We start from the raw sequence: 23498 nt of genomic DNA on the forward strand, positions 1-23498 counted from the left end.
GCGTATTGCCGATGCTTCGCTGAGCTGTTTGCGAGCTCTCGGCCTTGACTGGGGGCCAACGAACGTAGAACTGCGGTGGACCAAGCGTGGGCCAGTCGTGATTGAGGTCAATCCGCGTCTTGGTGGCGGTGCTCAAACGGTTCAGGCGGCTCACGGTATCGATCTTGTCACCGAACACATCAAGCTCGTGATCGGCGAGGAATGGAATTTGCACAGGAGGCATTCGCATGTTGCGACCGAGCGGCTTCTGATTCCTGATCGCGATGGTATCCTGGATTGGATCGATGGCGAAAGTCGAGCGGCTGCCATACCAGGCGTCGTCGAGGCCAAATTGTATATCAAACCCAAGACGCCGATCGTCAGGAAAGGCGATTACCGAGACTTCATCGGATATGTCCTCGCCGCATCACCCAGCCGCGCTCGGACAAACGCAATAGTTCAGCGTGCCGTTGACTCAATTCATTGGTCGATCACACCATTTCCAACGGAACAGGAACAATTAGCGACCTCTCACGTCTTCGCACCTGCGCAGGCGCCCTCAGGTGAAGAGTGATTCGTCGCCGAAGATTGGTAAATTGAGAGCACGAGAGAGAGGGGTTTTTTGACGAGACCATTAGCCAGGACGAGATCAAGCCGCATGTCCGCATTTGCCCGACGATCTCATGGCGCGCGACTATCTGCGAGGCGTTGCAGGCAAGGGTTTCCCAATGCGCTGCGGATGACGGTCGGACTGAAGAAGCCAAATCGCGGGGTAGTCGTCGCAGTCATCGAGTTCCTGAAAAGATAGCTATGTGCTATGTCTAAACCCCTGTTTGAAAGATCGCCTTGTGGTCGGCATCGGCCCGATCGGCTCTTGGTTGGCCCGCGTCGTCTGCCGCGAGGGCTGGCTGGCCAAAGAAACCGGTCATCTGAACGACGACGCGACGGCAGCGCTTACAAGGCCAAGCCACAGGCGAACGGTACGATGCCGCCAGTCGACATCGCCATTCCCGCTTTCGGCTACCAGAACCATATCTCCATCGACCGCGAGCATGGGTTGATCCGCAAATGGCGGGCAACGGATGCGGCCGCCTATGAAGGAGCCAGGCTGCGCGAAGGCCTGCTGACAAGACCAACACCTCGAAGAGCGTATGGGCCGACACCGCCTACAGATCGGCGGCCAACGAGATCTCCATGGAGAAGCAAGGCTTCGTTAGCCGGGTCCACCGCAAGAAGCCCAAGGGCAGGCTGATGCCCGAAACCACCCGGCGCGCCAACAACATCAAGTCGAAGGTCCGCTCGCGCGTCGAGCATGTCTTTACCGAGCAGAAGAGCCGTATGGGGCTGTTCATCCGAACCATCGGCATCGCGCGGGCCACGACGAAGGTCGGCATGGCCAATCTCGCATACCACATAAAGCGCCTGAAGGACTTTATGATTCCAGGATCGGGCCAGTCTTCGAAAGAATCTTCGCCGATTATCGACATGTTCGAAACAACACTAGGTTGAAGGTCATTGATGTCGGTTGCTCCTATGGCATCAACGCTGCATTACTGCGCACCGACCTCGATCTGACGATTTGTATGCTGCCTATCTGGATCGCGGTGGATCGCTCTCGCGCCGACAGGGAGACCGAGCATCGCGCCTTTTTTCGCGACCGAGGTCTTCGTAACGATATCCAGTTGGTCGGCTTAGATCAATCATTTCGCCGTTAGATATGCGCAGGATCTAGGCTTGCTGGAAGCTGGCGTTGCGGCCGATTTGGAACCCGGGAATTGAGCGACGGGGAACGTCACGCCCTCGTGGATGCGGACATTCTCATCAGTACAGGCTGTGTGGGCTATTGCCACGGAACGAACCTTCGCACGCCTGTATGATGCCTCGGCGGCGTCACGCCCGTGGAACAATGAGGAACGACGTCAGAGTTTGGAGGAGGTGTTTTCGCCCGGAGCCTGCGTGACCAGAGGCACAGCGGCATGACATTAGACGGCGCCGATCTACACATTGCGGCAAGTTTGCCAACCCGCCCCCGACCCGGGCTTACCGGCAGGCCGTGGCTCTGTGTCAGCGACGACTGGCCATTCGGCGGTGTCGATCGGCCCGCCGCGCTGTTTCATTATTTGCGCGACCGGCGTGGCGAACATCCACGGGTGCATCTCGGCACCTGGTCCGGCAATCGTGCGGCCCGAAACCTTTCTGTCCAAAGTGAAGGCATTTGGAGGTTGCGCTGGAGCGTCCAGTTCGCGGTCGGCGCGGCTAAGAGCGTGGCGCTTTGCGCGCATGCTGGCCAGAAAGGCCACGATAATTTCCTCCGATATCAAATACTCGCTTTTGGCAACGATAGGGTCACTCCTTGGCTTCAGATCGAGTGCCCGGTGCGCGACTTGTCCGTTTCTTCCCATGGAGGTATCGGCAACACCATTCCCGCTGCTGCAACCAGCAACAGACCCCCGGCGGCGGCCTCCAAAGCCCAGGTCAGGGAGTAATTCTGCGCGAGCGAACCCCAAATCCAGCTGCCGGCAGCCAGAACCGCCGGCGCTCAGGGCATAGTAGATGGAGAGTGTACGGCCGACCACCCACCGTGGGCTTGCGAGTTGCACCGCCACGTCTATGCCGGTCCCTGTGATCAGCCAACCCGCGCCGCCAAGTGCCAGAGCAATTGCCGCCACCACCAGCCTGTTTTGAGACGTGATCCGCCCAAGGAAGCCGTTGCTCGTGCCCGCGATGAAAGCGCCGGTGCCGAAGCCGGCTAATAAATGCCGTAGACGATCGGCCCGCTCTTCAACTGACACGAACCACGAGGGGGAGCAGCGCCAGGATCGGAATGCTGGCCAACCCGAAAAAGGTTGCGCAGGCGATCACCGCCCTGATCTCCAAGGACATCGCCGTAAGCGCACTCCATCATGAATCGCCGTCATCATTATCTCGCGAGGGAGAGCGGACCTTTCATTCGGTGCGCCATGTTGCGCCTAGAGGGACCAAGTCACTCAGCGCGGCCAAGGCAAAAGCGGCCAGCGACTGCCGTGGCACCATCAGTCCGGCGCGAATTCATGCAGCTAAGGTCCCAAGCCCGGGCAACCGGGAACGCTTCTTGTACCTCTGCGGTGGCCTGATCAAGTCGCAGGGATCGACATTCAGTGCGACCGCCAAGCGCCCGAGCACACTGACACTCGCAGAAACACGGGCGCGCTCGATCGAGCCCACGTAGCGCATGCTCAGCTCAGCGCGCGCAGCCAACTCTTCTTGCGTCAGGTCCTGCTCATGGCGCAAACGACGCATATTGATGGCCATGATCTCCTTGAGATCCACAGCGCGATAGAGACCTGAACAGGAACGATCGTTCTAGGAATGATCGTTCCTATTCGTTATAAACGACCGGTCGACAGAGCCTCCTTGTGCGGATCGCACCGAAGTGAAAAGGCATAGCGTTCGTCATGAAGCCGGAAATCGCTCAAGAAGTCCCTTGGTCGGAAAGCCTCACGGCCTATGACAAGGAGCATTTCACGACCTATATGAGGATCCTCGACGCTTTCGCCGATGGCGCCGGCGAAGAAGAGATGGCGCATCTGATCCTCGGCATTGATCCGGCAAGCGAGCCAGAGCGCGCTCGCAAAGCTCTTCGCAGTCATCTTGACCGTGCGAACTGGATGGTGACCGCTGGCTACAAGGAATTGTTCCCCAGCTGACTAATCGCGCTGGCGCTCCGTTGCGCCTTCAAGCAAACTCTCTGTACCCGCCATTCATGAGCTTATGGCCGCGGCGAATGGCGCGGCGGACGCGATCACGCAGATGATCGCGAGGATCATTCCAGTCGGCCTGGACCCGCGGTTCGCCGATCAGCGCTTCGGCGATACCTGGTGCGAAGCGTCTGCGAGCGAATCCTCGAGCGCCTGAAGTACGAAGCGAAGGCGGCTACTACGAGCCTGCGGCGGAAACAGGGGCTTTGGGAGTCGTCCTTGCCCAACAACACTGTTGAGACACTCGAGTGCCCACAGCCGATGTTTCAAGTGCTTGGGCCAGATTGCGTCGAGATGAAGTCGGACGGGGAGCAATACACGACCCAAAGAATCGGCGGAACAGAACGCCTCAGCAGGCCAGGTCAACGCGCGGCGCACTAATTTCGAGTGATCTCCGATGTTCCAGCCATTGGGCCGGCTCCACTGCACGGGCCAAAACCACGCTGGAAGGCCGGATTGCGCCGCAAGAACTCCCAGGCTCAGCCGCGCCGGGTCAGACGAACGGCATATAATACGAGCTCTTATCCCAGTCGGCGGCGGCGCCTTCTGGCGTACTCATGACCCAAGCCCGCCAGGAGCACGGAGCCAACGCCCAGACATCACACGGCCGGGCAGACCGCCGGCGCCCACAGCATGGGACATGAAAGCCGCCGTCCCTCCGAACGTCCTCTAGCGTGTCGGCGGAGATGTCGAGATACCCCGTCCACGGCGCGCGTGTTACCGATCGTGTGCGGTTCACCGATTCGCGCAAGCGGCCAGCCGGCACGTCGGAGGATGTTCCATGCGCGATCGGTGATGGTGCAATTCGGCTGAGGCAGCGCGACAGGCCGAACTCGATCATGCTTGCGAAGAGCTCGTAAATGCCGACAGCAATTCCGCCAGCGCCCTTCGGCGCGGATAGCGGAATATCAAGGGCGAACGGCTGCTCTCCCAGAGGCCCGCTTCCTCGGGCGCCATCCTCCCATCCAGCAGCACCGGAAAGGTATGACGAAGCATCGTTGGCCGGTCGACGGAAGCAGCCGGGTCGCAACCCTCGGAACCTCGCAAGATCAGATAATGCGGCTTCAACGCATCAAAGGAATCGATCTCGTGCCCGCCATTGGTCCGCACGTCCCAGTCGAGCTCGGCGGTTTGAGCCGCTCGCGAGCGCACCGTTGCTAGTGCCGTAGCGAGCGAGCGGCATCGAGGTGGTCATCGGCGCTTTCCGGTAGGGTCTGGTTGTTGACGCCAACCCATTTCGGAGGGCCACCGATGACCGACGACATGATGAACCTGCGCGCGCTCGTGGAGAAGACTCCGGACTCCGATCTCTTGCGCGAGATGATTGGTTCGCCACCGAGCGGCTGATGGAGCCGCCACCGGCGCCGCCTATGGCGAGAAGAGCCCATTGCGCACGGCCCAGCGCACCGGCTATCGCCAGCGCGAATGGGAGACACGGGCCGGGACGGTCGAGCTGCGCATCCCCAAGCTCAATGCGGGCGGCCGGCGCGAGGTGCTGGGCATGGAGGTCGGCACCTCTGAGGCCGAGCCGATCTGGACGGAGTTTCTGCGCAAGCTGACCCGTCGCGGCCTGCGCGGCGTCAGCTCGCCGTCTCCGATGCCCATGAAGGCATCAAGGCGGCCGTCACCAAGGTGCTGTGCGCGACAGGGCAGCGCTGTCGCGTTCACTTGATGAGAACGTGCTGGCCGATGCCGGCAAGAACGGCCGCCGCGTCGTCTCCGCTTTCATCGCCACCGCCTTCGCCCAGGAAACGCCCGGCCGCAAGCACGCAGTGGCGCGCCGTCGCCGACCAGATCCGGCCGCAGGTGCTGAAGTTGCCGATAATTATGGAAGACGCCGAGCCCGACGTGCTTGTGGATGCCAGCCGCTTTGCAAGGAAGATTTTGAACCTTTGAACACGTGATCGAGTGCGGTCTTGTGTCAGGCCTTGAGTTGCGGCCATGACGTGCCGCGGGCCGGTATGGTAATGCGCGGATCAGGTCCAAATCTAGAAAGCGAGCGTGAGGCTCGGTGCGTCATTCTGGTTTTCTGACCCCGATCTGATCGTCAACATGCAGTTCTTGCCTTCCTCACATCCCAGACCGACCGGCTTCAGGTGTGCTGGTGAATGCTCATGCAGGCACCGTTGCCGGATTCCGGTAATCCCCCCTTCGGCAGCATGGCCCCAGATGCCACGCGCCATTTTGTTGGCCAGCGCAATGGCCATGCGCGGCTTCCTCGCCAATCGTGCGGGCGAGCCAGGAGCCCCCGGGTGCGCCTTGCAGGATGCCCATCGGACCACAGCCATGGCGCCGATGAATCGCGAGCCCAATCATGCGCCACGACACATGCCGGCTGATCCTCCTGCAAAACTGCAGGCGCGACAGCTTCTTGCGAAATGCGACAGTTCCGTCAGCCGCCGCTCCATGCAGCTGAAACACGTTTTTTGCCAGACTTTTCCCACGGGTGCCTCCTTCCATTTTGTGGCGTTGAGCATGACAAACTTGGCACATTGCGATGTCGTCGGAGAAGGCTGGCATCCACCCCATCTGGAAACCATCAGCCAAATGAGCGATGATCCTCTTATCAGCCCTGCCAGCCCTGGCACGCTGATCAGCTGGCGCCATGCCGGAGGGCGCCGCGACCAAGCCGCCAGCTACACCACTCCCTGGGACACGATCCCTCCGGGAAGGAATGAACTAGCCATTGGAGGCGAATGCGCCACCCGAAACAGCCTGTGCACTTGCACAGGAGGACCAAAGACGAAACTCAGTTTCTCAGAGAATTGAAGATCGTGAGGAGGCCAAGAGCGATACGGCCTGATTTTGGGTGCGCACACCGAGCTTCTTCTTGGCATTGTCCAAATGGAAAGCGGCGGTACGCCGCGTGATTCCTAGAATGCCGGCGATATCCCAGGCGGACTTGCCGCGTGCGGCCCACTGCAGACACTCATATTCGCGCGGTGTCAGCGAAACGCCGTCCACTGTTCGATTGCCGGACAGGTTGCGGCGAACGGAGACGTGAAAGCAGGTCGCCATGAGCTGAAGCGCTTGTTCGTATCGTTCGGCTACCCGGAGAAACGCCGGATTGGGCTCATCAGCGGCAAACGTCATCGCTGCCATCCAGTTCCGGCGATCGACGATTGGGATCGTCAAGCCACAGCGGATACTGAACTCGGCCGCTTCTTCGAACAGCGTCTGCTGAACTTGTGATGTCGCAACGCCGCGTATGTCCGATCCCCACCGAAATGGGCATCCGCCACACCTTGCACGAATGATAACAGGATCGACTTTCTCATACCGGTTTTGCAGATAGTGCGCGATCCAGCCAGCTGGATAGTTTGAGATCAACCTGGGTTCGCTTGAACGCTGTTGCGGCATTGACAGATAGGCAAAGGTGACTAGCTCCAATCCAGCGGCCGCTGCAGCCATAGCGGTTTGGAAATCCGCCTCATCGGCGCTTTCCGACAGCTGTTCCAGGAAGGTCTCGAAGAGAAGTTGCATGTCCTTCGTCATGCGTTGAACTAAGTCCCTCGATTGGCTGCAGAGCGCCACGCCGGCTTATGGATACCGACGGGCTAGCTTTCTTTCATGACCGCGGCCAATCTCGTCGGAATTAGCCGGCATCCGATGACTGTCTCCATATGGAGCGACGTCGGCAGTTCTGCCGCCGCGCCAAATGTGAACTTCTCGAACAGTGAATTGCGAAACCCGCTTGCAGCAGCAAAGGCACCGCCTGATGGTGAGAACGTTTGATGCCAAGCACGTTGGTGGACGCCCAAAGCTCCCGTGCGTGCGTCAGCCGTCGCGCAGCGGAGATGCGGAACGCGATGTGCGATTCGAATTTACTCTCCGTCGCAAGCCTGTGATTGGATAGGCTGCAAGCACTCCCACCCCGCCCGTTAATAACTGCGCCCCGCCGGTTGGGGAGGACACCAGCGGGGCGCGCCGCGGACGGGTGTCGGTCGCGTGACGACCGGGCAGCGGCGGCGGACCGCTCATGTGGGCACGAGAGCCACATCTTCCTTTCTGAACACTTCAGAGGGAAAGCCAAATCGAGGCCGTTGCCGTAATCGATCATATCCCAATGGCCTCGTATGCACCTGCGATGTGCCGAATAGACACAACGTAGGCGGCCGTTCTGTAGTCGCCGAGTTCCGGCTGCGTCTCGAGCAGATCGGCTATCCGCTTCCAGGTGCTGCGCATCACATCCTCGAGACCGGACCGCACGAGATCGATCTCAGCGCCGCCTTCAAGGAATTCGTCACGCATGTCGAGGGGAAATGCGTTGCCGGTCATGCGCTCGAGCGCTGTGGCGATCGTCTGGTTGCGCCGCTCTCGCCGCCGCCTCTCCATCAAACCGAAAGGGATGTGGGTCAGGTTCTTGACCCATTCGAAATAGCTCACGACCACGCCACCAGCATTGACGTAGAGATCGGGAAGGATCGTGATCCCTTGGGAGCGAAGCATCTCGTCAGCCTCGTAGGTGACTGGGCCGTTGGCCGCCTCCACGATGAGTTGCGTCTGGATGCGCTCAGCGTTGCCAATATGGATGGCATTTTCCATGGCGGCAGGTATGAGAATGTCGCACGGCCGTTCCAGGCCTGTGATATCCCCTTCGAATGACTCTGCATCGGGAAAGCCGAGAATGCTGCCAGTCCGGAGTTGATGTCGCTTGAGTGCTTCGATGGGAAGGCCTTCCGGATGGGCGACGTAGCCATCGCGTTCGGAAACGACCGTGATCAACGCGCCATCATCCTCGGAGAGGAACTTGGCGGCATGATAGCCGACATTGCCAAAGCCCTGCACCGCCACGGATATCCACTTCAGGTCCCGGCCCTGCTTCAGCCCGGCTGTGCGCGGATCCTGTAGATAGCTGCGGATGGCGAACTGCACACCTCTGCCAGTCGCTTCTGTGCGCCCTGCAATACCGCCCTTGGAGAGCGGCTTGCCGGTGACGCAGGCCCGCGCATTGATCACATCCATCGGATTGGCCCGGCGGAACTCGTCGACCATCCAAGCCATTTCCCTCTCGCTTGTGCCCACATCAGGAGCTGGCACGTTGAGCCCAGGACCGATTAGGCCGCGCTTGCTGAGCTCCTGGGTGAAACGGCGGGTAATGCGCTCGAGCTCCGGAGGGGTCCACTCACGCGGGTCGATCTTGAGTGCTCCTTTTGAGCCGCCAAATGGGACATCGACCAGCGCGCATTTGAGGGTCATCAGCGCTGCGAGCGCCTCTACCTCCTCAGCATCCGCATCGGGCGTGAACCGGATACCACCTTTGACAGGCTCGCAATGCTCGCTGTGAACGGAGCGCCAGCCGACGAAGCTGTACATCCGGCCGCGCAGCCTGACACCAAACCGCACTGTGTATGTCGAGTTGCACTGAATGATCCGCTCGGCCAGTCCCTCAGGCAGATTGAGGAACTCCATCGCATGGCGGAAATTCTGGTCAACGCTGTGCAGAAAGCTGGTGGGCGAGGAATGCAGCTGAACAGCAGCCCTCCCCGGCCCAATCGCCACTTGCCCGCCGGACCGGAGCTCTGGTATTGTCACCGAACCCAATTGAGAACTCCCTTACTCGGATCACTCGCCTTACAAAGTCCTCGCGGATGAGCGATTCCTGCGGTCGATGTCTCAGATTCTTTGGCCATCGCGGGTGAGTTCATCCATGACAACACGGACAGCGCTTTCGGCGATGGCGACGATCTCTTCGACCTCGGCTTTCGTTACTACGAGGGGCGGGGCAAAACCCAGAATGTCTCCGTGCGGCATCGCGCGAGCAATAAGACCACGGTCACGGGCTGCCTTGGATATTCGCGCGCCAACCTTGAGCATCGGATCGAAGCGGTTCCTATTGTTGCGATCGGCCACGAATTCGATTGCGCCCATAAGCCCTACCCCGCGCACTTCGCCAACGATCGGCAACTGCGAGAATTTCTCCTTCAGCTGGGCTTGGAAAAACGCGCCGACCTCGCGTGCGTTTCCCGGAAGGTCTTCCCTTTCGACGATATCGAGAACCGCATTTGCCGCCGCGGCGCCAATAGGGTGGCCGGAATAGGTGTAGCCGTGAGAGAATGCGCCGACGCGGTCCGCTCCGGCTTCGAGCACCTCATAGACCTTCTCTCCCACCATGGCGCCGGACAGCGGGAAATACCCGGATGTCAGCCCCTTCGCGATCGTGATGAGGTCAGGCTCGATGCCATAGTGCTGTGAGCCGAACATGGAGCCGGTACGGCCAAAGCCAGTAATCACTTCGTCTGCGATCAAGAGGACGTCATGCTTCCTGAGGACAGGCTGGATCGCCTCCCAATAGCCCGCTGGGGGCGGGGTAATGCCGCCTGTACCCAGGACCGGCTCTCCAATGAATGCACCCACTGTATCTGGACCCTCGCGCTGGATGAGGTCATCCAGTTCGGCCGCGCGACGCTTGGAGAATTCATGTTCAGTCTCCCCCGGCTGCGCTCCCCAGTAGAAGTGGGGAACCCCAGCATGGAGAATCCGCGGCAGGGGAAGGTCCATATGGTCATGATAAAAGCTCATGCCGGTCATTGAGCCGGAGATTACGCTACAGCCGTGGTAGCCGCGCTCGCGCGAGATAATTTTCTTCTTGTTTGGCTTGCCGCGAAGGTTGTTGTAGTACCAGACGAGCTTGGCCTGTGTCTCGTTGGCGTCCGAGCCGGACATCCCGTAGAAGATCTTGCTCATCTTGCCTGGCGCCATCTTCACAAGGCGGTCGGACAGAATGGCGAGTTCGTCCGTCGTGTGTGCGGCGTAGGAATGGTAATAGGCGAGACGATAAGCTTGACGAGAGATCGCCTCGGCGACTTCGGTCCGGCCATAGCCGACGTTCACGCAATAGAGACCGGCGAAGCCGTCGATCAGTTGGTTGCCACTAGCATCCTGGATGCGAATCCCTTTGCCTGTCTCGACGATGGTCGGATCGCCAAGCTTGCCGCTGGCAAAATCCTTAAGCTGCGTGAATGGATGCAGGACGCTGTTCCTGTCCTTTTCGCCGATTTCCCCGATGTTGATCGTCATTGGACGCAATCCTCTCACGCTACAAGATTCCCGAAGCAGGTGTATTTTGATTCCAGATACTCGGCGATGCCATGTTTGGAGCCTTCCCGGCCAAGACCGGACTGTTTCCACCCGCCAAACGGGATCGGCGCACCAGTGAATTTCGGCGTGTTGACCGCGACCATGCCGTATTCGAGCCGATCAGTGAGCCGCATCGCACGGTTGAGGTCTCGGGTGTAGACATAGGCCGCGAGGCCCATCTCGGAATTATTCGCGCGCTCGAGCACCTCCCCTTCGTCGTCAAAGGGCAAGATAGCAGCCACGGGCCCGAAGGTTTCTTCCCTGGCCACCCGCATGTCGTCAGTCACGTCGGCGAGCACCGTCGGTGTGACAAAGTTCCCGCGGAGAAAGTTGTCTTGTGCGCCGGTCACCATTCTGGCCCCCTCTGAGAGAGCCTCGGAGATCTGCTGCCTGCACTTTTCGGCACCGGACGCCTTGGTCATTGGACCGATGTCGACCCCCGGCTCCAACCCGTGCCCAACTTTCAGATCTCTGGTGGCCTGCGCGAATTTCTCTACAAAGTGGTCATAGACTCTCCTCTGCACGTAGATTCTGTTCGCTGCCAGGCAGTCCTGGCCGGATGTGGCGAATTTGGCAGCCATGCAACCGGCGACTGCGGCTTCGATAGGTGCGTCGTCGAACAGGATGAAGGGAGCATTGCCACCGAGTTCGAGCGAAGCTTTTTTCACGGTTTTCGCGGACTCCTGGAGCAGGAGGCGACCGACCTCGGTCGAGCCGGTAAAGGAGAACGCCCGCACCTCGGTATGCTCCAACAAACGCCTGGCCAGCGGCGGCGCCTCACCAGTTATCACCTGAAACACGCCAGCAGGGATGCCGGCTTCCTCGGCAAGGCGGGCGAGCGCGAGCGCCGATAAGGGCGTTTCTGGGGCCGGCTTGACGATCATGGGGCAGCCAGCGGCCAGCGCGGCTCCAGCTTTTCTTGTAATCATTGCCGAGGGAAAGTTCCATGGGGTGATAGCGACAGTCACTCCGATCGGCTGCATCTGCACTGCCAGCCGGCTCCCGGCGAGATGGCTAGGGATGGTTTCGCCGTAGGCCCGCTCACCCTCCGCCGCGAACCAATCAAGAAACCCGGCAGCGTATGAAATCTCGCCGCGAGCTTCCGCGATCGGCTTGCCTTGCTCGGCAGTCATGATCACGGCTAGATCTTCCGCGTTTTGACGCATACCGGTCGCCCACTTCCGCAGATATGCGCCACGTTCTGGGGGAAGCATGTCGCGCCACCGCAGGAACGCGGCTCTCGCGAAAAGAACCGCATCGTCCACATCCGATACCTCGCAGGCTGCTACCTTGGCCAAGGCTTCGCCAGTTGCAGGATCCACTATCGCGAGGCTTTCAGACTTTGAGGCCCAAGTCCCATTGATATATGCACATTCTTGCAAAAGGTCCGGCCGTTTGAGCCTCAGCAGTGCAGTGATTGCCGTGCCCCTCATCAATTACTCCAAGTGGATGATTAGATGCCTTCAAACTAGCTTTCCCCGAGCGTCGATTGACGGCAGAATTGCAGCGCTCAAGGCCGGTTTCCTGCAAACATCGCTCCAACGCTGCAGGATTGGGGAGTGACCGAACTATCTTATAGATGTTGCGCTTCTCTGCGCAGTCACGTCGGCCGTGCGAACGGACGGTGATGAACGGCTACAGCCGGGTCCGCTTGAGCCCGGAAAAGAGAAGCGGGCTCGGTTCACGAGCACCCGGCGCGCTTCACGCCCACAGCACTGGACATGAAGAACGTCCTCCAGCCTGTCGGTGGAGGCGTCGGGATATCCGGCCACGGCACCGGTGGCGCCGATTGTGTGCGGCTCGCCGATCCGAGCAAGCGGCCAGCCGGCGCGGCGAAGAATGCGCTCCATGCGCAGATCGGTGACGGTGACAATTCGGCTGAGGCGGCGGGGCAGGTCGAACTCGATCGTGCCGGCGAAGAGGGCCACCGGGGTCTGAATACTATTTTGACTCAGACGTCGTTCAAATTGTAGACTGCACGATTATTCTTATGGAGGACCATGCGCGCCGCCTCTATCGCCTCCTCGAAGGCGAGACTTCCGCCGACGACATAATCGGTCAACGCTTTCGCGAGATATCGCTTACCCCACCGTCCGGCGAGCCAGAACAGTTCGGGAACGTGGTAGTTGTCGCTCGCAAACAGGATTTTTGAGAGCGGAACCGCCTCCATGACCTGTTTATACCTCTCGTAGAGGCTCTGGTGGACGAACGGGGTCATGATCGATAGCTCGAAATAGCAGTTCGGATACAGGTGGCTGAGCCACGCCGCCTTGCCGACCGAGGGATAGCCGGCGTGCAGCGGGATGATCTTCGGCATCCGCATCATGTTGTCCTTGTCGAACCGGACCACTTCCTCCAGAAAGAATGGGTCCTGATTGCGCAGGATCACCTCTGGCGCCTCGCCGTCGCCAGTGTGGATTTGCATCGGCATGTCCCGCTTAAGGCATTCCTCCAGCGTCATCGTGAACGTGTACCGCCGCAGGTCCTTCGAGACATTGAACGCCGCCTGCCGTTCCATGAACGGCAATTCCGCGTAGGATTTCCGCATCGCATTCCACGACTTTGCCGCAAGCGTCCGATCGTAAAGCGGTTCGATCAGGCCGATATACGGCAGCAGGTACGACTTCATACCGACGGACTTCTTGCCGAAATTGCCCGTGCCATCCATGACGTCGAGAAGGCGTTCGAAGTAGAGACTCTCGAACTCGTCGAAGGAAATATCCATGCTAAATAATTCGCGCTGGATCTCCTCGATGCGGGCAATCCTGTGGGTCCGGCAGGGAAGGATTGCCTCTTCGAATTTCTCGATGGCCGGCCGGCCGCAGCTTTCGTGGTAGCCGGTATCGAGCATGATGTTTTCCAGGTTCACGTCGCGGAAAAGGGCGTTGACGTAGGACCAATAATCCCGGCCCCGGTCATTCCGTGCCTCGATGACGGCTTCGAATGTTGGTTCGCAATTCAGGAACTGTGCCAGCTCCTTTGTCAGGAATTTGATGAAAATGCTTTGGGACAGATGGTACGTCATCTCATCGACCTTGGCCTGGATTCCGAATGTCTTGTCAAGGTCGTGCCGGGTTGCCTCGTCACCGGTGAGCCAACGGTTATAGATCCCCGCAGGGAAGTAGTTAGGAAAAGGGTATCCGGCCAGCGAAATGCGCTCAAGATAGCGCTGGGGGGTGGTAATCGCATCGCGGTCGGTAACGAGGTGACAATGCGTGTCATCAAGCGGGAGCGCGTTGACCACATCGAAGATCTTGAAGAATTCAGGATCCTGCCTTCCAGGGAACAGGGGTAGGTGACGCAGGTAAGGAGAAGTCGACGACGTCGTCTTCGCGGGACTTGCGGCCAGATCGCTCGACATCTCGGCGACAGGGTTGTTCATTTGATGTCATCTCCGTCTGTCAAGTTTACGGCCGCGTCGCGTACACATGCAGCCTCCAAATTTCGACCAGAACATCCTCAGATGCATCTGGAGGCGGCGGTTCAGTCCACCGACCACTCGTCTCTGTGCCGCCCTCAGTTCCAAGGCCTCGTCGAGGGATGGCGCAGCGGCGAGAATCTTGCGGGTGTAGTGTTCGCGGGGATGCTTCAGAACATCGCGCGGCAAACCCGCTTCGATGATCCTCCCCGCCCGCATAACCAAAACGCGGTCGGCAATTAAATTTCATGTATGATTAAGAACATACGCTAACCCCCGCGATGCTCGAAGTTCCAGCATCAGCTATGATGATTTGGACATCAACTGATACATCCAGCATGCTGACTGGCTCGTCGGCGACTACCAATTCGGGCTCCATAGCGAGTGGATGAAAACTCTGCGGTTTATGGATATGCTCGTTATTTGTTCTCCCTCATTGTTCCGGCAACTAGACTGGATGGGTTTTGCACAGCCTTCACGCCGCCAGCATCGACGTCTCGACCAGCTTTACCCAGTAGCCGATGCCGTAAGGTATGGCTTCATCGTTGAAGTCAAAGGCAGGGTTATGCACGTCGGCAGTTGAGCCATTCCCAATATAAATGTAAGCTCCGGGCCGCGCCTCCAGCATATACGCGAAATCTTCCGCTCCCATTGTAGGTTTGAGCCGGTCGGTCACTGCATCGTGGCCCACAATGTCGCGCGCGGCCTTAATCGCCAGATTAGTTTCTTCCGGGTGATTGACGGTGACGGGCTCCAGACGGTGGTACTTGAAGTCGATACTGCCGCCAAAGGCGCGCGCAATTCCGTTCGCGGACTCGGAGATCTGTCGTTGGGCAAAATCGCGCAATGTGGGTGAGAGAGCTCTAACAGTCCCAGATATCTGAGCGTGTTCTGGAATGCTGTTATAGCCCTCCCCAGCCCGCAACTGGGTAACGGAGACGACGAGCGACTCGAGCGGGTCCGTGTTGCGCGAAACGACACTTTGCAGCCCAACGATGATCTGCGCTGCAATAACGATGGGATCGATAACCCTTTGGGGATACGCCGCATGGCCGCCGCGGCCCTTCACAAAAATGTCGAACTCGTCAACCGAGGCCAACGCGAGGCCGGGGCAAATCCCGAATTTGCCTATCTCCATTCCTGGCGTGCAGTGCATGCCATAAACCTTTGAGATGCTGAACCGGTCCATGATACCTTCCTGGACCATTCTGTGGCCGCCTATGCCCGCTTCTTCCGCGGGCTGAAAGATCAAGGCAACGGACCCCTTGAAGTTGCGAGTCTTCGCAAGGTATTTGGCGGCGCCCAGCAGCATCGCCGTATGACCATCGTGGCCGCATCCGTGCATCTTGCCGGGTATGGTCGACGACCAGGGCTTGTTCGAGTTTTCAAGTATTGGCAGGGCGTCCATGTCCGCCCTCAACCCAATCGTAGGTCCGTCTCCGCCTTCGCCCTGGATTAGCGCAACAATACCGGTCTCAGCGATCCCCGTCTCGATATGGTTGATACCGAAAGAGGCCAGCTTCTCGGCCACGAACCTAGCCGTGTTGTGTTCCTCATAGCCGAGTTCGGGGTTTTCGTGCAGGTAACGACGCCACTCGGTTACTTCATTCTGCAGTTCCCGGAAGGCCTTAATGCTGCTCATGTGAACCTGTTCTCTGTTGGGATCTTTGTACTGTTTCATTGGCCGATGTTCCTAAAAAGCGACCTGCCAAAGGCGGCGCTCGCGAAGCAAATTTACGCGAACTCCATTCAGGTGAGACTAGCTTGCGCGATTAGGCTTGTATTGACACGTTCGGTCAGTTTCTTGACATATGCCGCCATATCGGCACTGAATTGGGTGAAGACGACCACAGTTTCGCTTAATTCACTTCCGCGAAAGCCGTGGCAAGCGCTCAGGCAACGTCTGCCGAGAACATCTCGCTCGAGCAATGCGCGCCGCCGTCATCTCATTGCCATGCAGCCGCTCGGCGGCAAGCACTTGGGCCTCGATCAGCGCACAAGCGAGCACCAACGTGCAGGCCCGCCTGGTCGGCCAGCGTCGACACCCCAGCTAAGGGCGGGCGGCGAAACCCCGCTCCCCCACTGACTAACTAGGGTCCCCAGAGGTAGTCCGTTCTCCCCTCCCCAGCACTTGGCCTAACAGCCTGGACCCAAGCCTCGTGACTTGCTGCTCCGGACTTGCAGCTGCGAACTTCTTCCGCGGCTACTACGGTCATCATCACGAACAGCTTGCCGCACGTCGTCGTACTGATGATGTCTGTCGCCATCTTTCCTTCGACGGACGTTTCATGGATCCCCCGTTCTGTCGTCGACCATCGTCGCGATTTGACCGCCAAATCACCTTCGCACAGGCCTGCTCGGCTGCGATACTCGTTGGGCGCCGGATCACTGCAAACTTTCGGCCCTTTTTGCAGGAATAGGGACTAGCTCCCGCGCTACGCTCTCCAATGCGGAATCGGCGAACAGCGAAGGCATGACCGAAGTACCTGATGGCTGGAGGCCGCGGGGTGCACGGCCAAGTTGTTTGCAGCACAAACCAATACGGAACTCGTGGCTCGACATGCCCGAAGCGCAAACCCAGGGAAAGATCATCATGGTACCGGAGCTCACTTCACCGGCCGCGGGGTTAAGAGCAACGCTTTGCATACATCCTAGCCAAATAGAGGCTTTGCGCCGCTGAAGCGCAACTCGAGTGTGCAAGACAGGCCTGTCAGGGCGGCTGAAGCTGCTCATCAGAATGGGACTGCGGTAGTCTGTTCAGATGGAAGATGATCGGCGCTCCAGCGTTACGTCGTGCCGAGGATATGCTTAGGGCGCACGGCCGTAAGCCGAAGGGATTGGCGATTGCGGGGCCTCTTTCAATTCCTTGAGGTCACTTTGCGTGGCAGGACTGGTCGAGCACTCAATCTCATAGATAAAAGCGCAAGGCTAAGAGAAAATGAAAAAGACGGCAGGCGCAGATGCGGATTTAAGTTCGCCGCCAGCGACACTTGCGCCCCTCAGAAACCGGACCTTTCGTTCGATTTGGCTAGCCACGCAGGTCTCCAGCCTTGGTTGGCTGGGTCTTCCACAGTTCCTGCGCGTCGTTGATGCCGGCGCGCAGCGGATCATGGTAGACCTGCGTCGCCTGGATCCTGAGCATGTGCAGCATCACCTGGGCATCCTTTGGATCGTTCTTGTCCCAGCTGTTGTGCAACGCTTCTCGTGTTCGGGCCAGCGCAAGCGACACCAGCCGCACCTCAAAACCCGCTTCAGCCAGGCGCCATGCTATCGGCCGGTGATAGTTCCCGGTCGCCTCAAAGGCGCACCACAGGGCGGCCGTACGCCTGCAGCACTTCGATCAGATGGTCGTGCTCAACACGGGTGTTGAGCACCAAAAGGCGACGCCGACGCTTGTGGCCCGGTGCTTCGATCAGAACTTCATTGCGCACCTTGGCAATGTCGATCGCTACCAGCACCGCGGCGGCGGGTGTAGACTCTGAAGGGGTCATGGTCGGTCTCTCCGGAATGGTGTGAACATTCACATTCTAGAGAAACTTTGACTGGCCATGGCCGCCTCGACAGCGGTGCGCGCCTGCAGCGAAAAGCTGCGCGCACCGCTCTCTCGGTCGCCGCGGCTCCTTCATTCCGCAGCGACTACGGCTCGTGCTACCGGTCAAAAGCTTTTCAGGCAGCAAACGTCTCAGGTCTACGTCAGATATTCACAAGACCGTACACGCCCAAGGCCAACGGAAAGGCTGAGCGCTTCATCCAGACGAGCTTGCGCGAATGGGCTTAATGCCCGAGCCTACAACACTTCTCATGAACGCACCGCTGAGCTGCCACGCTTTCGTCGCTGCAATTGGCACAGGCCACATGGCAGCTTACAATCAAAACCACCTATCAGCCGTCTCGGCTTGATGATCAGGGACAACCTGTTGAGACTCCACAGCTAGCGCGACCAACCCTGCCCTAAAACCAGATCGCAATAATCTTTCATCTTTATTAGGTCACCACCGGTAACGTTGCCGACCTCGTCAAGACGCTCGTCCAATTTTTCGAGCCGCATCGTCCTCTTGCCTTTGTCTAAGGATATGTTGCGAATAATGGGGATTGGTTGAGCGTTCTTTAAATAAGTTCGCTGTTCACCAGCAATTGTCCTGCCCTTTGAAATATTTAAGTTCAATACAAGGCTTAATATGAGGTGCGGTGCCGTAAACCAGTCCCATGTGAGGCTGCCAAGGGAATAGGCTATAATCGCGGTACGGTGCGGATCCCTCTTGGGGCGATAATACTCAACAGGTTGGATGACGTGCGGATGAGTGCCTAAAATCAGATCAACACCCTCTTCTACCAGGGCGTGAGCGGCTTCGATCTGTCTAAGCAGAGGAAAAAACTCGAATTCCACACCCCAATGGATGGAGGCGATGATAAAATCACAATCCTGTTCTTTACAATCCGCGATCTGAGCTCGCAGCAAATCTAACTCTGTAGGTACATTCCGAGACATGAGTCTAGACACATGAATTCGGAACTCATGCCCTGGAGGCAATGCAAACCCGTTAAGACTGTATGTAGCGGAAACAAAACCGATTTTGATCCCGTTTCTTGTGATGGTCTTGCATTTGCCATACTCGTCTTTCTTCCGTGGCGCGCCAATGGTAAGTATTCCATCGCTTTCTGCGATGTCCTGCGTGCGAGTAAGCACGTCAACCCCAAGGTCATTTGCGTGATTATTTGCCATATTAAGGACGTCGAAACGCGAAGTGTTATGAGACGTCAATGTGCGGTACTGCTCAATTGTGCAGCACATGCGAAACGAAGTTATATCAGGCATTACTTCATTGACTATGTGGGCATCAGCAACCACGGATTCATAGTTTGCAAAAGTCACGTCTTTATCGAAGACGACATCTTTAATTTGCGAGAAAAGCTGATTGTTTGAGGCTTCCAGGCCCGCAGCCTGAATAAGATCGCCACACGCAGCTAGACTGAGGGCGTCCTCTTCAACCCAGCCAGCCGGCAATGATATGTCGCTAGATTTCAACGACGATAAGGCCTCTGAGACCTCTCGCGAGTTTTTCGTGATGGGATGCCTACTGGTGTAAAACCAGTACTCAAGGCCGTTGCCCGTCCCTTCGGACATGCCGTTTGCCCTCTGGTGTAAAGGAAACTCCCACGATCCGTGGACTTCGGCTCTACGGATAGCTTCGAGCGCCTGTTCGTTGGGCTGGAAGACCTCAGTTGGATCAATTGGAAGCCGGATTGTCATGGTGGTCGCTCCGATTTGCGGGTTGTAGTGATCGATCTCAGAGATTGGCAAACACACTCCTGACCGCGTACGCTGACTTCGAAAAGACGATGTCGGCTTGCTCGCGGGTCAGACAGAGCGTCGGGGCAAGACCAAAAATGTCGCCCTGCGGCATGGCGCGGAGTAAGGATCGCGAGGGGCCACGATCCCCGTCCTGCGCCGCTAACACGTCGCCCGGTCGTCTGCGCAAAGCCACAATCGAAAGGGCAAGCATGTTGTCTTATTAGAGCCAGTCATTACGCCAAAACTTCCAATAATTGCTCGGAACGCACGAGCGGCTTCATCGGCGCTCAACACAAAAGACTCTCAAAGGAAGCGATCTGCGCAGGGCGCGCCGCTCGCCAAGCCATTTCATGCGAACTCCGCCCATACTAGATCGCTCAATCAGGATCGCATTGACGCGTTAGGCCATTTTTTTGACATCTGCCGCCATATCAGCACCTTGATGATCCTGAGTTCCCCTGGCGGTTGCCTTGCGTTGTGGGGCAAAGCTCCGTCGCTTTCCAGCTCGCAAGCGCGGCTCGATCGGCCCGCTTCATCCGGGAGAAAACAAGATAGCCGCACAATCTCGGCGCAATGGCGCGGCCCTGAAAAATCATACTGGCAGAAATCAACCTGCTGACGCCAAGCTCGTCGGCCAGATACTAAACCACCTCGTCGGGAGCCTCAGCCGCCGCGGTCGCAAAATATCCATACGCGAACGAAAAGCTTCAGTCGAACTGCCAGTCCAAGCCTCGACCCGGCCGGCCTTGCGTAAAAATTCGATGTCGGGAAAAGGGAGGCTCCATTGCTGTCGACGCCTCAAGCGAAACACGCAACTACATCCACTCCGTCTGCGAAGAGTGAATTCTCAAGCGACGCCGCCATACGGGTCATCCGTGCCGCCAACGTTCCACAACTTGACCAAATCGCAGTTCGATCCGATCAGGCCTACCTAGCCGCCGTCAAAATCCGCGAACTTTAAGCGATTGCGTTCGGTAGGCGCGTGGCTCAGGAGACGACGCGGCGCTAGCAGTATCTTTCGACGCGGAAACGCCCATGTGCGTGCTTATCTATGACGCCGCGGTAGTAATCCTAACCCGCCGCCGGCAAACAGCGACTGGCGCAATTGGGATATAACACTACGCGACAAGATCGGCTTCAAACGCTCCGCTTTCGGTCATCCGCAAGCTCGCCCTTACCAGGCATGCGATGCTCCGCTTCGGTGGGCCGATATGGCGGCAAGTGTCAAAAAAGTGGCCGAATATGTCAATGCGATCCCCATTGTGCGATATAGTATCGTTCCCAATGGAACTCGCGTGAAACTGGCTACTGCATTCGTACTCTCAATGCGATTGAGAGCAGTCTGCGCATGGCTAGGAGAGATACGGTGTGGGATGCCGTCTGGCGCTGCTCGCGCGAAAACAGGCCCACTCCATCTGCAAGCTGTTCGGGTAATTAAGGGGAACAACTATGAACTATTATCAAGGTAGTGTTAGCCGCAGAAACTTCCTTAAGACTACTTCAGTGATCGGAGGGGGGATCGTCGCGGCTGGAATGCCCTTGTCCAGCGCGATCTGGGCTGCGGAAGGAAAGGTCCTCACAGCTGCTTCAACCAACGATATTACCAAGATGGATCCCCAATTCTACACTGCCGTCTCTGAAGTGAGCGTGATGGAGTGTCTCTATTCGAAGCTCACGCGATTCAAGCCGGGCTCCGAATGGGGCTGGGAGTTGGAAGCGGCCGAAAAACTGGAGCAGGTCGATCCAACCCATGTCCGCTTTCGCCTAAAAAAAGGGATCAAATTCACTGGCGATTACGGCGAACTTACCGCCAAAGACGTAAAATTTTCCTTTGAGCGGGGGATCAAGCACAATTCGCCGGTCAAAGATAATTGGGGTTCACTCGATCATGTCGAGATTGAAGATGACTATACTGGCGTAATCGTACTCAAGACCCCGTTCATGCCACTCTTTAACATCGCATTCCCCTACGCGGTAGGCCATATCGTATCCGAAGCTGCGGTGATGAAGGCAACCAAGGACGGCGGCGATTTCGGCATGAAGCCGCCAGCGTTCTCGGGGCCGTATGTGCTTGCCGAATATAAGCCAAACCAGCATTTGCTGTTGACCCGCAATCCGGAATGGGCGGGTTCGAAGCCAGGCTTTGACGAAATCCGCGTGGTCCTGATCGGCGACACCAAGACGGCAGAACGCGCCTATCAGGCAGGCGACATTGACTTCACTGGTATCACTCTGGATTCCCTCGCAAAGTTCAAGAGCAATCCGCCGGCCGACACCAAGATTGAGGGACATCCCTCACTGAACTACCACTGGATTGGCATGAATGTGGATCATCCAAAACTGAAGGACATCAACGTCCGCAAGGCGATCCAGTGGGCGATCAATGTGCCGCAGATCCTGGAAGCCGCATTTGCGGGACAGGCGGAGGTCGCAACAGGGACAATTCCTCCTGGCCTTCTAGGGCATCGTGAGAAAGCGCTTGTCCCGCCGGAAGGCGATCTCGAGAAGGCCAAGGAGTTCCTAGAAACGGCTGGTGTGAGCGATCTGAACCTGACCATCGATTGCCTGAACGAGAGCCTTTTTTTGACTATAGCCCAGACTGTGCAAGCTCAATTGTCGCAGATCGGCATCACGGTCGAGATCAATGCTCAGGATGCCGGCTCGTTCTGGACGCTCGGCATGGAATCCGAAGGCGATCGCTGGAAGGACATGCAGCTCACTGTCATGTGGTTCAGCAATTTGCCAGACCCCTTCTATGCGACAGGATCCTTCCTACAAAGCCGAGTGGGGATCTGGAACTGGGAGCGCTTCCGCAGCGAACGCTTTGACGAACTCAGCGCCAAGGGAGTCACTATTAGCGATCCGAACGAGCGGGCGAAGATCTACCAAGAGATGCAGGATCTCATGGAAGAATCCGGTGCCTACCGGTTCCTTACTCATGGGGGCAATCCGGTCATGTATCGCACCACGCATACGCAGGCCGTAACCCGTCCTGACGGTTACCCGCTGTACGTAGATTTCAAGGCAGTTTAGCTCTAGGCACCGTAAGAATATGTGGCTGTATTTTGCCAAACGTACCATCCTCGCGGTCGCAATTATTGCGGTCGCGGTGACGCTATTGTTCCTGATGATCATGGCAGTACCCGGCGATCCTGCCGTGGTTATGCTCGGCCCGCGAGCGACGCCCGAGATGAAGGCGCTGCTGCACCAGCAGATGGGACTAGACAAGCCGCTCGTTGTGCAGATTGTCACGTTCTTCGGCGGGCTGCTCCATGGCAATCTCGGCTTTGACGTGTTCAGTCAGAGACCTGTTGCAGACATTGTCTTCGAGCAACTGCCTTTTACATTAGAACTGATTTTGATCTCCATCTTATGGGCGGTCGTGATAGCCGTGCCGCTCGGCTGTTACTCCGCGGTGCGGCGTAACTCGTTGGTGGACCAGGTGGCCGGCGTCGTGACGGTGGCCACGATCGCAATCCCCTCCTTCGTCATGGCGGTCTATGCGCTGCTGATTTTTGCCGTGACCCTACGCTGGTTGCCAGCGATCGGAGCCGGCAATGGCCTCTGGGATGGACTTATCCATCTCATCCTCCCAGCTTTCGCCATAGGGATTGGTTGGGTCGGTTACATATCCCGACTGGTACGGGCATCCATGCTTGAGGTTCTGGGCGAAAACCACATACGCATGGCTAGCTCCTTCGGGATCTCGGAATGGCGCATCGTTGCGCGCTACGCGCTGCCGCTCGCGATCCTGCCGACCGTGACCATACTCGGGGTAGGCATCGCTTGGCTGCTTTCGTCCGCGGTCTTTATCGAAGTGGTCTTTGCGAGACCTGGCATCGGCGCGTTGATCGTGAATGCGGTCAATACGCGCAACTATCCGATTGTGATGGGCGTCGTGCTCGTCACCACGTTCCTTATCGTTGCCGCTACGACGCTCTCCGATGTGGTCAACGCATTACTCGATCCGCGAACTCGGGAAAAGCTCTGA

General features: G+C 58.0%; 17 protein-coding genes and 6 pseudogenes. 8 read left to right on the forward strand and 15 right to left on the reverse strand.

The annotated features are described in order from the left end of the window. The 3 genes from EN845_RS32340 to EN845_RS35650 form a co-directional block, all read left to right on the forward strand. Nucleotides 1-553: ATP-grasp domain-containing protein (locus EN845_RS32340; protein WP_189340244.1), on the forward strand; the 553-nt coding region annotated here is incomplete at its 5' end. 614 nt (nucleotides 554-1167) lie between these two features. Beyond that, a complete protein-coding gene (locus EN845_RS35860) occupies nucleotides 1168-1488 on the forward strand; it encodes a hypothetical protein (RefSeq protein ID WP_245478131.1) in 321 nt (106 codons plus the stop codon). Continuing rightward, a complete protein-coding gene (locus EN845_RS35650; protein ID WP_185929005.1) occupies nucleotides 1485-1694 on the forward strand; it encodes a hypothetical protein in 210 nt (69 codons plus the stop codon). Before EN845_RS35860 ends, EN845_RS35650 begins: the two co-directional genes overlap by 4 nt. A gap of 470 nt (nucleotides 1695-2164) precedes the next feature. Here the strand turns inward: EN845_RS35650 and EN845_RS32355 are convergent. Together EN845_RS32355 and EN845_RS32360 are read right to left on the reverse strand one after the other, a co-directional pair. Beyond that, a pseudogene (locus EN845_RS32355) lies at nucleotides 2165-2994 on the reverse strand (MFS transporter); the annotation flags it as partial. Between the two features lie 33 nt (nucleotides 2995-3027). Then, complete coding sequence (locus EN845_RS32360) at nucleotides 3028-3288, reverse strand: helix-turn-helix transcriptional regulator (RefSeq protein ID WP_127309096.1); 261 nt, start codon at nucleotides 3286-3288, stop codon at nucleotides 3028-3030. A gap of 125 nt (nucleotides 3289-3413) precedes the next feature. Here EN845_RS32360 and EN845_RS32365 point away from each other — a divergent pair, with 125 nt between their 5' ends. Beyond that, nucleotides 3414-3665, forward strand: coding sequence for a DUF2285 domain-containing protein (locus EN845_RS32365; RefSeq protein WP_127309097.1), 252 nt, complete (start codon nucleotides 3414-3416; stop codon nucleotides 3663-3665). Nucleotides 3666-3693: 28 nt separating this feature from the next. Here EN845_RS32365 and EN845_RS36405 read toward each other — a convergent pair whose 3' ends face one another. Then, nucleotides 3694-3831 carry a DUF2285 domain-containing protein gene (locus EN845_RS36405; protein ID WP_348627050.1) on the reverse strand — a complete coding sequence of 46 codons (138 nt, stop codon included), beginning with the start codon at nucleotides 3829-3831 and terminating at the stop codon, nucleotides 3694-3696. Between the two features lie 722 nt (nucleotides 3832-4553). Beyond that, a complete protein-coding gene (locus EN845_RS36410) occupies nucleotides 4554-4826 on the reverse strand; it encodes an acyl-homoserine-lactone synthase (protein ID WP_245463680.1) in 273 nt (90 codons plus the stop codon). Between the two features lie 141 nt (nucleotides 4827-4967). Between EN845_RS36410 and EN845_RS32380 the strand changes: the two are divergent. After that, nucleotides 4968-5570: pseudogene (locus EN845_RS32380) on the forward strand (transposase); the annotation flags it as partial. Nucleotides 5571-5704: 134 nt separating this feature from the next. Here the strand turns inward: EN845_RS32380 and EN845_RS35655 are convergent. The 10 genes and pseudogenes from EN845_RS35655 to EN845_RS32430 all read right to left on the reverse strand — a co-directional run. Continuing rightward, entirely contained in the window at nucleotides 5705-5923 is a 219-nt protein-coding gene (locus EN845_RS35655) for a hypothetical protein (RefSeq protein ID WP_164761533.1), read from the reverse strand. A gap of 113 nt (nucleotides 5924-6036) precedes the next feature. Beyond that, a pseudogene (locus EN845_RS36415) lies at nucleotides 6037-6176 on the reverse strand (IS110 family transposase); the annotation flags it as partial. A 297-nt stretch (nucleotides 6177-6473) separates the two neighbouring features. Next, nucleotides 6474-7211: a LuxR family transcriptional regulator gene (locus EN845_RS32390; protein WP_127309098.1), complete on the reverse strand. Its 738-nt coding sequence runs from the start codon at nucleotides 7209-7211 to the stop codon at nucleotides 6474-6476. A gap of 561 nt (nucleotides 7212-7772) precedes the next feature. Continuing rightward, a complete protein-coding gene (locus EN845_RS32395) occupies nucleotides 7773-9128 on the reverse strand; it encodes a Glu/Leu/Phe/Val dehydrogenase (RefSeq protein ID WP_127309112.1) in 1356 nt (451 codons plus the stop codon). A 204-nt stretch (nucleotides 9129-9332) separates the two neighbouring features. Then, the gene (locus EN845_RS32400) at nucleotides 9333-10736 is read right to left on the reverse strand and encodes an aspartate aminotransferase family protein (RefSeq protein WP_127309099.1); all 1404 of its coding nucleotides are present in this window, start codon (nucleotides 10734-10736) and stop codon (nucleotides 9333-9335) included. A 14-nt stretch (nucleotides 10737-10750) separates the two neighbouring features. Next, nucleotides 10751-12229, reverse strand: coding sequence for an NAD-dependent succinate-semialdehyde dehydrogenase (locus tag EN845_RS32405; protein WP_127309100.1), 1479 nt, complete (start codon nucleotides 12227-12229; stop codon nucleotides 10751-10753). A 303-nt stretch (nucleotides 12230-12532) separates the two neighbouring features. Next, a pseudogene (locus EN845_RS36420) lies at nucleotides 12533-12718 on the reverse strand (acyl-homoserine-lactone synthase); the annotation flags it as partial. Nucleotides 12719-12747: 29 nt separating this feature from the next. Next, nucleotides 12748-14178 carry an amidohydrolase family protein gene (locus EN845_RS32415; protein WP_127309101.1) on the reverse strand — a complete coding sequence of 477 codons (1431 nt, stop codon included), beginning with the start codon at nucleotides 14176-14178 and terminating at the stop codon, nucleotides 12748-12750. Between the two features lie 511 nt (nucleotides 14179-14689). Continuing rightward, the gene (locus EN845_RS32420) at nucleotides 14690-15856 is read right to left on the reverse strand and encodes a M20 aminoacylase family protein (protein ID WP_127309113.1); all 1167 of its coding nucleotides are present in this window, start codon (nucleotides 15854-15856) and stop codon (nucleotides 14690-14692) included. A 1419-nt stretch (nucleotides 15857-17275) separates the two neighbouring features. Next, a pseudogene (locus EN845_RS32430) lies at nucleotides 17276-17705 on the reverse strand (transposase); the annotation flags it as partial. A gap of 140 nt (nucleotides 17706-17845) precedes the next feature. Between EN845_RS32430 and EN845_RS32435 the strand changes: the two are divergent. Next, a pseudogene (locus tag EN845_RS32435) lies at nucleotides 17846-18149 on the forward strand (integrase core domain-containing protein); the annotation flags it as partial. Here the strand turns inward: EN845_RS32435 and EN845_RS32440 are convergent. Further along, nucleotides 18146-19465, reverse strand: a complete 1320-nt coding sequence (locus EN845_RS32440) for a CapA family protein (protein WP_127309102.1) — start codon at nucleotides 19463-19465, stop codon at nucleotides 18146-18148. The pseudogene EN845_RS32435 and the gene EN845_RS32440 overlap by 4 nt on opposite strands. 1491 nt (nucleotides 19466-20956) lie before the next feature. Between EN845_RS32440 and EN845_RS32450 the strand changes: the two genes are divergently transcribed. Both EN845_RS32450 and EN845_RS32455 read left to right on the forward strand, forming a co-directional pair. Continuing rightward, the gene (locus tag EN845_RS32450) at nucleotides 20957-22540 is read left to right on the forward strand and encodes an ABC transporter substrate-binding protein (RefSeq protein WP_127309104.1); all 1584 of its coding nucleotides are present in this window, start codon (nucleotides 20957-20959) and stop codon (nucleotides 22538-22540) included. Nucleotides 22541-22559: 19 nt separating this feature from the next. After that, on the forward strand, nucleotides 22560-23498 hold the full coding sequence (locus EN845_RS32455; protein WP_127309105.1) for an ABC transporter permease: 939 nt from the start codon (nucleotides 22560-22562) through the stop codon (nucleotides 23496-23498).

This window comes from Mesorhizobium sp. M8A.F.Ca.ET.202.01.1.1, from assembly GCF_004791595.1.
In the GTDB taxonomy this organism is placed as follows: Bacteria; Pseudomonadota; Alphaproteobacteria; order Rhizobiales; family Rhizobiaceae; genus Mesorhizobium.